This window comes from Vibrio sp. V39_P1S14PM300, from assembly GCF_009904765.1.
GTDB lineage: Bacteria > Pseudomonadota > Gammaproteobacteria > Enterobacterales > Vibrionaceae > Vibrio > Vibrio proteolyticus.
On sequence record NZ_WXWP01000378.1, the window covers coordinates 1 to 9,947 of the forward strand.

Sequence of the window (9,947 nt, forward strand, 5' to 3'; positions counted from 1 at the left end):
AGGGATAAATATAAAATTAAGCTTTTATTATTCCCTGTTAGCTTTTGTTTTTTGCCCTTTATCAGGGGCAATACTTAGCATGAGTGCATTCACATAAGGCCCGACTTACTGGGCCGAATTAATAAGGAATGCACATTATGCTAAACAAAACGACATTACTCACCGCCATCACTCTTGCCCTTACGGGCTGTGGCGGAGGATCATCTTCTGGTACATCCATTCCGGACAAACAGCCGCAGCCCAAAGTCGATTACCCGATTCATAATGCCACCTTCTCCCCTTCACCCTCGACTCAATTAAGTTATACGTTTACCGTGGATGGACAAGCAGAAGGTGAGATGAGACTGCGCTTTCAGGCAATGACGGCTGAGCAGTTGTTAACTACGCTGAGCCTGATTCCCGCTAGTGACGAATTAAACCAGCAAATTCATGATCTGGTCAATTATGGTGTCGAGCAGTTTTACTACTCAGAGGAACAACTCAGTACCGGTGAAGAAGACGATACCCTGTACTTTGCCGGCATCGATGGGGCGCTGCATGAGGTCAGCGAAGCTTACCAGCTTGATCCACGTTTCACGCCACGCCTGATGTACGCCAGCCCGCTGTTTCGCTTGAGTGGTACAGACGTCAGAGAGAATGACCCCAACATCGATATCAGCGAAGAAACACTGACTCTGCAAACCAGATTAACGGCTCAGGCAGTACAACACTTACTCGGAGACTTTGACCAGCACGAGTGGGTGCAAAACCTGCCAATGACGACATCTTGCCTGGTGACCTGGCAGCAGCAAATCGGTGAGACCGGGGCACGAAAAACTTTTACGGTGTCGGGTAAGGTCATTGAAGCGGCGTTTATGACCGAGCAGAACAGCTATTATCTCAATTGCGACGATATGGACTCCATGGAATTCTCTGCAACCGCGGAACGTTGGTTTAACCCGAGTTTGGGATTAATAGAGCAAACCGAACATCAACAGGCACAACAAGAACCAATCAACGAAACAAAAGTCCAACTGAGCAAACTCGAAACGCACTAAACCGCGCAAAGAAAACACCGAAAAAGGCTTTGTGATACTAGGCAAAGCCTTCTTGTCCGGAAAATCCCTATTCATCATCGCCTACCTCAGGTTTAATCGCTTTCAGCCGTCATTGCATAAGCAGATACTCACGTGTCAATTTTGCCCTTTACACTCTGTAAAGTGACAATTACATTGCCTAGCCTGTTTTATTACCTACCAACTACCGAAAACGCACTCTTTTCAATAGTATGCTCGCCTCTGTTGATAAGGTCGTATATAAATTAATGGAAAAACATTCCCGCAAAGAAGACTGGATAGCCATCCTGACTGGTACCTTTTTGGTGGCTCAGGGGGTCTTTTTTCTCCAACAAGCTCAGCTGCTAACAGGCGGCACGACGGGGCTGGCACTGCTTGTCAGTCAATTTGTTCCTTGGACATTCGGCACTCTGTATTTTCTCGCCAACAGCCCGTTTTACCTGCTGGCCTGGAAACGTTTCGGCGCCCGTTTTGCGATCAACAGTGCGATGTCAGGCGCGTTGGTATCGATTTTTGCCGATCATCTGTATCTGGTGATTTCGCTTGAGCGGATTAACGAGCTCTACTGCGCCATTGCCGGTGGTCTACTGATGGGGCTGGGCATGCTGATCTTGTTTCGCCACCGCTCCAGTCTTGGTGGTTTTAACGTCCTGTGCCTGTTTATACAAGATAAGTTCGGTGTTTCGGTCGGCAAAAGCCAGATGGTGATCGACGCGATGATCCTGATCGCCTCCTGCTTCTTCGTCACGCCAGAGACAATTGGTTTGTCTATTCTGGGCGCCATTGCACTCAATCTGGTGTTGGCCATGAACCACAAACCGACCCGCTATAGCGTCACTTACAGTTAATTCAGGAAAATAAAACAGGGCACCAACTGGCGCCCTGTTCACATCCCGCTTAATGAATGCTGCGGGTTTTCACATCGTGACTCAGCTCTTTATTCAGCTCAGCTTCCACATGGCCTGGCGCTTGTGTTGAGGCCGAAATCAAACGGTACATCGACGGAATCACAAATAGCGTTACCAGAGTGGCAAATCCCATTCCGAAGAAGATCACCGTACCCACCGCTACCCGGCTTTCATAACCGGCCCCACTGGATAAGATCAACGGGACCGAGCCAGCCAGAGTGGTAAAAGCGGTCATCAAAATCGGACGCAGACGGCGTGACGCCGCATCAATGATGGCTTTTTCGAACTCGATACCCCGGTCACGTAACTGGTTAGCAAACTCCACGATCAGGATACCGTTTTTGGTCACCATCCCGATCAGCATGATCATACCGATCTGACTGTAGATGTTCATCCCCTGCCCCATGACAAATAGGCCAAGGAACCCACCAAACACCCCCATTGGCACCGTGAACATCACCACCAGCGGGTTGATAAAGCTCTCAAACTGAGCCGCCAGTACCAGGTACGCCACCAGCAACGCCAGTGCAAACACCACCGCGACACTCGACTGGTTCTCTCTAAAGTCCTTGGATTCACCGGAGTAGCTCACCGAGATATCGCTCGGCAGCATTTCGATGGCTTTCGCGTCGAGGAAATCCAACGCCTGACCCAGCGTGTAACCGTTGGACAGGTTGGCGGTCACGGTAATCGCTTTCTGCTTATTGTAATGCGACAACTTGATCGACGACGCCACCTCTTCAATTTTGGTCACCGTATCCAACGTAACCAGATCGCCGGATGCGGTGCGCATGTAGATCTGACTCAGATCCGCCGCGTTGTTAAAGCTGTTCTCATCGCCGCGCAGGTACACATCATACTCTTCCCCCCGCTCAACATAAGTGGTTTCACTTTTGCCGCCCAACATGATTTCCAGGGTATCCGAAATATCCGCCACACTGATACCAAGCTCTGCTGCGCGTTGGCGATCGACGCTCACCACCAGCTCCGGTGTCTTCTCTGAATAATCTATGTCCGCCCCTTCCATGAAAGGCGAATTTTCCGCTTCCAGTTCAATGATTTCAGCCCATTTTTTCAGCTCAGCGTAATCCGAACCACCGAGCACAAATTGCACTGGCTCACTAGAGCCGCCGCGAAATCCCGGCATAAACGGAAACACCCGAACGTCCGGAATACCCGCCAGCGCTTTTCGCACCTGCCCGAGCGCCTGCTGCGCCGTCACCGTCCGGTCGTTCCAATCCTCCAGTATCATGATCACAAAGCCGGTCTGATCGCCCGCATTTCCGCCAAACGCTGGTGACTGAATGCTGAACGACTTAAGAAACCCTTGCCCCAGCAGTGGCATCAGACGTTCTTCTACCAAGTCCATATTGGCCGACATCCGGTTATAACTGGTCGCATCGGCGCCGCGGACGAAAGCAAACACCACTCCACGATCTTCCGACGGAGTGAGCTGAGCCGGCACCCGATCCATCAACAGATAGCTTCCGCCAATACAGGCCAGGATCACAACTGGTGCCGCCCATTTCCATTGCAGGGCGCGTTTCAGTAGTGAGCGATAGCCAGACTCCAGACGAGCAAACAGGCGATCGACCACCTGGTTGAAACGGTTCGGTTTCACGTTGGCCTGAAGAATTTTACTTCCCAGCACCGGGGTCAGGGTCAGCGCGATCAATGAGGAAAAAATCACCGCCATGGCCAGCAAGACGGAAAACTCGGTGAACAGCAAGCCAACCATGCCATCCATAAAGGAGATCGGCAGGAACACCATCACCAGCACCAGTGTGGTAGCAACCACCGCAAACCCCACTTCACGCGTACCTTTATACGCGGCCAGCAGCGGCTTTTCGCCCCGCTCAATATGGTGATAAATGTTCTCGACCACCACGATGGCGTCGTCCACCACCAAGCCTATCGACAGGATCAGCGCCATCAAGGTAATGAGGTTAATCGAAAAACCAAAGTAGTACGCCGCCATGAAGGCTGAAATCAGTGACACTGGTACGGTCACCGCTGGGATCAGCGTTGCCCGCGCCTGACCGATAAAAATGTACAGCACCAGAATCACCAGGCCGCCAGTGATAAACAGCGTACTGTAGACTTCCGCGATCGAGCGCTCAATAAACACAGTAGAGTCGTAATCGATCGCTAAGCGCGTGCCTTCCGGCAGGAACTTCTGCACTTTATCGACTTCCTGATGAACTCGGTCTGCCACTTCTAGCGGGTTGGCATCAGATTGTGGAACGATCCCCATGCTGACGTTCACCACGCCATCGCTTTTAAACGTCGAGTTTTCGTTCTCAGCACCGATAAACACATCGGCCACGTCTTTCAGATAGACCGGACTGCCATCGCTGGCACGCTTGACCACCAGATAGTCAAAGTCTTCCGGTTGAGTGTAGGCCCGGGCGGTGCGCACAGACATCACGATCGAATCGTTGCGCACTTCGCCCCCCGGGCTTTCAATATTTTCGTTGCGCAGCGCCGATGTGATGTCTGACGTGGTTACGCCGCGTCCGGCCATCAACTCGGGTTTTAGGCGCACATACATGACTTTGTAGAGTCCCCCGGACACATCCACCGAACTGACCCCGGAGATCAGGCTGAATCGGTCAATCAGCACCCGTTCGACATAATCGGTCAATTGGGTGCGGTCCATCTCGGAAGAACTGAGGTTGATGTAGAGCGACGCTTCACCGGAGCCGTTATTTTTAAACACCAGAGGGTCATCGGCTTCATCCGGCAGTGCACGTTGCGCGCGCGCCACCGCGTCACGTACATCACTGACACCTGTGTTGAGGTCATAGCCGAGCTCAAAAGTGATGGTGATGCGCGACATGCTGTTGCGAGTCACTGAGGTGATTTCATCAATTCCGCTGATCCCGGACAGCTGGTCTTCCAGTACTGAAGTGATCTGGCTTTCGATGATGGTGGCCGATGCGCCTTCATAGCGCGTTGAAATGGACACCACCGGACTTTCAATGTCCGGCATTTCCCGTACCGCCAGTTTATTGAACGACACGATACCGAACACACACAGCAACAGACTCAGAACCACCGCCGCTACCGGGCGCTTAACAGAGACATCCGATAACCACATCAGCCGTTATCCTTCTGCTTAGGTTTGCCATCGCTACCCAGTTCACTGACAGTCACCCCGTCACGCATATTAACGATGCCCTGTACTACAATCTTCTGACCGATGGCCAATCCCTTTTCAATCACCACCTGATTGTCAATCCGAGCACCAAGGAAAACTTCGGTACGGACCGCTTTGCTATCGTCGCCAATCACATAGACGTAACGTTTGGTGCCGGAATACTCCAACGCCTGAACCGGAATGATCGGCGCTTCGATCGCCGGAAACGCCATGCTCGCCGACATCAGCATGCCGGGCTTAAGGCGGCGCTCGCTGTTATCAAAATGGATTCGCACACGCAGATTGAGCGTTTCACGGTTGATGCGTGAATCAACGCCCACCACTTCCCCTTCAAATGTCCGTTCGCCCCAAGCGGCGGTCTTGGCTCTGACGAGCATGCCTTTGCTGATCATCGCCAGATAACGCTCTGGGATCTGCAAGTCCAGTTGCATCACAGAAAGATCATCCAAGGTCAGTAAATCATCACCGGCACTGACCAATCGACCACGGCTGAAGTCAATAAACCCCACCGTACCGTCAAATGGCGCACTGATGTGCATGTCTTTCAAATTGGCTTTTGCGGCATCCAGCCGCGCCTGCGCGATTGTGACGCTCGACTTTTGAGCATCAATTTCCGTCTGTGTGATCGCGTTGCGCTTCACCAGACGTTCAAATTCACGCAATTTGCGCTGCTCATCTTTCAGATAAGCTTCGGCTTCAGTCAGCGCCGCTTTGGCTTTATCGTCATCAAGGCGAATCAGTAGCTGGTCTTTCGTCACTTCCTGATTGGCGCTCACGGCAATTTTGTCCACCTTGCCAGACACCTCTGACGAAATCATGACCGACTCTTCGGCTTCGAGCTTGCCCACCAGAGAAAGAGATTGAGAAACTTTATGGGTCTGAACCAGCTCGGTAGTCACCGTGACGGCCGGCGAGCCCCCCAGTCCGTTTGCAGAGACAGAAGGAGCACTGAATGACATTGCCAGCAGCAGAGCCCCAATAATTGTTTTGTTGTTCATACATTTGCTTCTGTAACTATCACTGAGATCTATTGTAATCACTCGAAGTGTATTTGAACGTCAAGGAATGTAAATCTGAGAAAAGAAAGTGTTATGAGTGTCACTTTCTCGGGATTATCAGCATCAAATGGGTAATAACTGTCATCTTTGCCCAAAAAGACAGCATTCAATTCAAAAACATAAGAAAACTCTTTACAGCTTGGGCGAGTTTGCTATGATGCGCTCCGCACTTGAGAGATGCGTTGGGAAAACGTCGCTTAAGTATAAAAATACCCTGGAGGGGTTCCCGAGTGGCCAAAGGGAGCAGACTGTAAATCTGCCGGCACTGCCTTCGATGGTTCGAATCCGTCCCCCTCCACCATATTCTTCTCGCAAGAGAAACACTTGATTGATGCGTTGGGAAAACGTCAGTTAAGTATAAAAATACCCTGGAGGGGTTCCCGAGTGGCCAAAGGGAGCAGACTGTAAATCTGCCGGCACTGCCTTCGATGGTTCGAATCCGTCCCCCTCCACCATATTGAAAAGCCAGCTCATAGAGCTGGCTTTTTTCATTTCTGCTCATATGCATTCAAACCACCCATCATCGCCATAAAAAAGCCCCGCAAGCGGGGCTGAACATGACTGAATCCTATAGGGGTGACTCAATCAGGATCACTCGCGTCTCATAAGGACGCAACACTTGGTGTGCATGGACGGTTTGCGCCTCTAGGTCGGCATAATTACCCAGCAGATAACGGGCAGACGACGCATCGCTCCCCTCCGGTAGCACGCATTCGGTTTCTTCCGCATAATAGTTGTTCAAACAGATCAGAGTCTGCTGCGAGTTACAGCGCCGGTAGGCAAAGATCGCCGGATGTTCTGGAAGCAAATCGGTGTAATCGCCATCGGTGATCACCGCGACCCGTTTACGCAGCTCAATCAACCGCTGATAAAAATAGAACACCGAGTTGGGGTCCTGGACGGCTTGCTCTGCATTGATGTGCTGATAATTGCTCGCCACATCCAACCATGGCGCAACCTGTGAGAAGCCCGCATAATCTCCGGCATGCCATTGCATCGGGGTACGCGAATTGTCACGTGATTTCTGCGCCAGAATGGCCATCATCTTGGCGTGAGGCACGCCGTGCTGGTTGACCATAATGTCATACATATTGGTACTCTCAACATCGCGGTATTGTTCGATACGTTCATAGCCCGGGTTGGTCATGCCGATCTCCTCGCCCTGATAGACGTACGGCGTCCCTTGCATCATGTGAACAGACGCCGCCAACATCTTGGCCGACTCGACCCGGTATCGGCCATCATTTCCCAAGCGACTGACCACACGAGGTTGGTCGTGGTTACACCAGAACAGCGCACCCCACCCCTTCCCGTTCAGCCCACTCTGCCAGTGATTGAAAATCTGTTTCAACTGGAGAAAGTCGAACGGCGCCTGTGTCCATTTTTCACCGTTTGGATAATCGACTTTCAGGTGATGGAAGTTGAATACCATGGATAACTCTTTGCCATCCAGAGAGGAGTAACGCTGGCAATGCTCCAAGGTGGTGGAGGACATCTCTCCCACCGTGACACTGCCGTACTTCTGGAATACCGCTTCACTGATTTCCTGCAAGTATTCATGCACGCGCGGGCCATCGGTGTAGAAGCGCCGTCCGTCCCCCTGGTCGTCATTAGGAAAATCCTGTTGCTTAGAGATCAGATTGATCACATCCAAACGGAAACCGTCGACGCCTTTTTCGGCCCAAAAGCTGATGATGTCTTTCACTTCCCGGCGCACCACTGGATTCTCCCAGTTGAGATCGGCCTGCTCGTTTGCAAACAAATGCAGATAGTATTGCTCGGTTTGCTCGTCCAGCGCCCAGGCACTGCCGCCGAATTTAGATTGCCAGTTGTTGGGTACTCCGCCATTCACCGGATCTTTCCACACGTAATAGTCACGGTGCGGACTGTTCTTGTCTCCCAGTGCGGACTGAAACCAGTGATGTGCGGTTGAGGTGTGGTTAACCACAATGTCCATAATAAGGCGAATGCCACGCTGATGCGCTTCTTGCAGCAACTGGTCAAAATCGGCCATGGTGCCAAATTCCGGGTTAATGGCGTAGTAGTCCGAGATGTCGTAGCCATTATCGACCATGGGCGACTGATAGACCGGGGTCAACCAAATGGCGTCAATGCCGAGCATTTTTAGATAGTCCAGCTTGGAAATGATGCCCTGTATGTCTCCGGTGCCTTTATGACCACTGTCACAAAAACTCTTGGGATAGATCTGGTAAACCGTGGCAGTTTTCCACCAGTCGGTTTGGGGGTTGGTCAACGTCATCTACGTGTTCTCACTTACCTGAAATCAAAAAAACAATGGAGTGGCCAACGGGCCACTCCAAAAACTCACTTAGGCACTGGCTGTTTCCAGCTCGCCTTTGGCTTGCGCTCGTTTATAGAACACCAGTGTCAATACAATCGGCACCACAATAGCAACGCCCATCGCAAGCAGGAAGATGCCCCAGAACTGCGGCTGGATAGAAAGAATACCCGGCAAACCACCAACGCCGATACCATTCGCCATCACCCCCGCGCTGCCACAGATGGCGGCGGCCAACGCACTGCCGATCATCGCACACAGCATCGGAAACTTGTATTTGAGGTTAATCCCGTACATCGCAGGCTCCGTCACCCCCAGATAGGCTGAAATGGCAGCCGGCACCGAAATATCACGTTCCCCATGCTTTTTGCTGATCAGAATAATGCCGACCACTGCCGATGCTTGCGCAATGTTTGACAACGCAATCAAAGGCCAGATAGGTGTTCCGCCGAGATCCTGCATCAATTGCAAGTCAACGGCGTTGGTGGTGTGGTGAATTCCTGTGATCACCAACGGGGCGTATAAAAAGCCAAACACGGTTGAGCCGATAATGGCAAAGTCACCGGTCATGGCCGCTTTGGCAGCAAACGCCACGCCGTCACCCAACAGACGACCGAACGGGCCAATCAGTGCGTGCGCCAACACCACAGAAATAATGATGGACACAAAAGGCACCACCACCAGGTAAAGGTAGGACGGTACGATGCGCTTGAGATTGGTTTCTATAAAGGCCAGCGCTATCCCCGCCAACATGGCCGGAATCACCTGAGCCTGATAGCCGACTTTCTCGATGGCGAACAAGCCGAAATCCCACACCTCCGGCATTTGTTTACCGATCAGGTACGCGTTCATTAATTGTGGCGACACCAACGTCACCCCGAGCGTAATACCCAGAATCGGCGTACCGCCCAGTTTTCTCACCGTCGACCAACACACGCCAACCGGCAGGAAGAAGAAGATCGCTTCACCAATCAACCATAAGAAGGAGTGCACTGTAGCCCAGAACTGACTGATCTCGGTCAGCGTCTGGCCATCGAACATTTTGATGTCACCGATGACGTTACGAAAACCCAGGATCAAACCACCCGTGATGATCGCCGGCAGCAGCGGAACAAAGATCTCCGCCAGGTGAGAGATACCCCGCTCAATGACGTTCATGTTCTGCCGCGCAGCCAGTTTGGCGTCATCTTTCGACGCCGCTTTCTGTCCGGTCAGCTCAATCAGAATCGCGTACACTTCATCCACATTGGTGCCGATCACAACCTGAAACTGACCCGCGTTAGTGAAGCAGCCTTTCACCAGGCTCAGCGTTTCCAGTCCTTGTTTATCCGCTTTGTCGGTATCGTTCAGTACAAATCGCAAGCGAGTCAGGCAGTGGCTGACACTGGCAATGTTTTCGCCTCCGCCGACTAACTCGATAAGACGCGCAACGTCTTGTTTCGCTATCTTACTCATAACCTTGTCCAC

6 protein-coding genes and 2 tRNA genes are annotated in these 9,947 nt (G+C 51.9%); 4 read left to right on the forward strand and 4 right to left on the reverse strand.

The window, feature by feature from the left end; translation table 11 throughout:
- The first annotated feature begins 137 nt into the window (after positions 1-137).
- A complete protein-coding gene (locus CAG65_RS19625; RefSeq protein WP_161454710.1) occupies positions 138-1,037 on the forward strand; it encodes a hypothetical protein in 900 nt (299 codons plus the stop codon).
- 266 nt (positions 1,038-1,303) lie between these two features.
- Positions 1,304-1,903, forward strand: a complete 600-nt coding sequence (locus CAG65_RS19630; protein WP_021703744.1) for a YitT family protein — start codon at positions 1,304-1,306, stop codon at positions 1,901-1,903.
- A 49-nt stretch (positions 1,904-1,952) separates the two neighbouring features.
- On the opposite strand, the gene vexH is transcribed toward CAG65_RS19630, so the two are convergent.
- Positions 1,953-5,063: a vibriobactin export RND transporter permease subunit VexH gene (gene vexH / locus CAG65_RS19635; RefSeq protein WP_161454711.1), complete on the reverse strand. Its 3,111-nt coding sequence runs from the start codon at positions 5,061-5,063 to the stop codon at positions 1,953-1,955.
- Positions 5,063-6,121, reverse strand: coding sequence for an efflux RND transporter periplasmic adaptor subunit (locus CAG65_RS19640; RefSeq protein WP_161454712.1), 1,059 nt, complete (start codon positions 6,119-6,121; stop codon positions 5,063-5,065). Before CAG65_RS19640 ends, vexH begins: the two co-directional genes overlap by 1 nt.
- 276 nt (positions 6,122-6,397) lie before the next feature.
- On the opposite strand from CAG65_RS19640, the gene CAG65_RS19645 reads away from it, so the two are divergent.
- Together CAG65_RS19645 and CAG65_RS19650 are read left to right on the forward strand one after the other, a co-directional pair.
- Positions 6,398-6,482 (forward strand) — tRNA-Tyr (locus CAG65_RS19645).
- 69 nt (positions 6,483-6,551) lie between these two features.
- Positions 6,552-6,636 (forward strand) — tRNA-Tyr (locus CAG65_RS19650).
- Between the two features lie 113 nt (positions 6,637-6,749).
- Here CAG65_RS19650 and treC read toward each other — a convergent pair.
- Both treC and treB read right to left on the reverse strand, forming a co-directional pair.
- Positions 6,750-8,441 (reverse strand): alpha,alpha-phosphotrehalase, encoded by a 1,692-nt coding sequence (gene treC, locus CAG65_RS19655; RefSeq protein WP_161454713.1) that lies wholly within the window; start codon positions 8,439-8,441, stop codon positions 6,750-6,752.
- A gap of 69 nt (positions 8,442-8,510) precedes the next feature.
- The gene (gene treB / locus CAG65_RS19660) at positions 8,511-9,935 is read right to left on the reverse strand and encodes a PTS trehalose transporter subunit IIBC (protein ID WP_161454714.1); all 1,425 of its coding nucleotides are present in this window, start codon (positions 9,933-9,935) and stop codon (positions 8,511-8,513) included.
- Positions 9,936-9,947: the final 12 nt, after the last annotated feature.

What these genes read in the sequence shown, in the direction of transcription:
- CAG65_RS19625 (WP_161454710.1), top strand. Translation starts at nt 138, where the DNA reads ATGCTAAACAAAACGACATTACTCACCGCCATCACTCTTGCCCTTACG.
- CAG65_RS19630 (WP_021703744.1), top strand. Translation starts at nt 1,304, where the DNA reads ATGGAAAAACATTCCCGCAAAGAAGACTGGATAGCCATCCTGACTGGT.
- vexH (WP_161454711.1), bottom strand. Translation starts at nt 5,063, where the DNA reads ATGTGGTTATCGGATGTCTCTGTTAAGCGCCCGGTAGCGGCGGTGGTT.
- CAG65_RS19640 (WP_161454712.1), bottom strand. Translation starts at nt 6,121, where the DNA reads ATGAACAACAAAACAATTATTGGGGCTCTGCTGCTGGCAATGTCATTC.
- treC (WP_161454713.1), bottom strand. Translation starts at nt 8,441, where the DNA reads ATGACGTTGACCAACCCCCAAACCGACTGGTGGAAAACTGCCACGGTT.
- treB (WP_161454714.1), bottom strand. Translation starts at nt 9,935, where the DNA reads ATGAGTAAGATAGCGAAACAAGACGTTGCGCGTCTTATCGAGTTAGTC.